This window comes from Ruegeria sp. AM9, assembly GCF_056540565.1.
Genome location: NZ_JBQFWY010000070.1, coordinates 1 through 510 on the forward strand (window position 1 = coordinate 1; position 510 = coordinate 510).

The window sequence follows — 510 nt, forward strand, 5'->3', positions numbered from 1 at the left end:
AATCGAGCTGGCCTTCAGCCGAATTTTCCCGTTCGCCAGTGCCAAAGCCGATGCGTCGATAGGATCGGTGGACCACCCTTTGTCGTTAACCGGACCTGTGCTTGTTCCGCCTGACGGGCCTGCCGGGGCCGTGTTATATTTCGACAGGTCCAAGTCACCAGCGTCCAGCCGCGCCGTGATTTGTGGAGGATCCGAGATCAGAATATCCGCCTCGCCGGTCACTCGGTTTTCGTCCAGTTGAGCAATCATATCGCGAACAGAAATGCGACCATCCTGCGTGTAAGTCATATGCCCCGATATGTCTGCCGCCGTCCCCAACCCCAGTGGTACGCCAACGCCAGCTTGACCGAAGGCTGCCAGCATCCGCTCGGTGTTTTGCGTTCTGACGTGGAAATTGCCGTCCATCTCACCAGCGAGGTTAACGCGGCCCTCAAATCGCACGTCTCCGCCAGGAGCAGTCAACGTCACGGTCAAAGGCGTCGCGACACCCGAAGCATAGGTGGGAAGGTC

Annotated in this window: 1 pseudogene; it reads right to left on the bottom strand. The window is 58.6% G+C overall.

From position 1 onward, the window contains the following. A pseudogene (locus tag ACR0DO_RS19640) lies at positions 1-468 on the bottom strand (AsmA family protein); the annotation flags it as partial. Between the last annotated feature and the right edge of the window lie 42 nt (positions 469-510).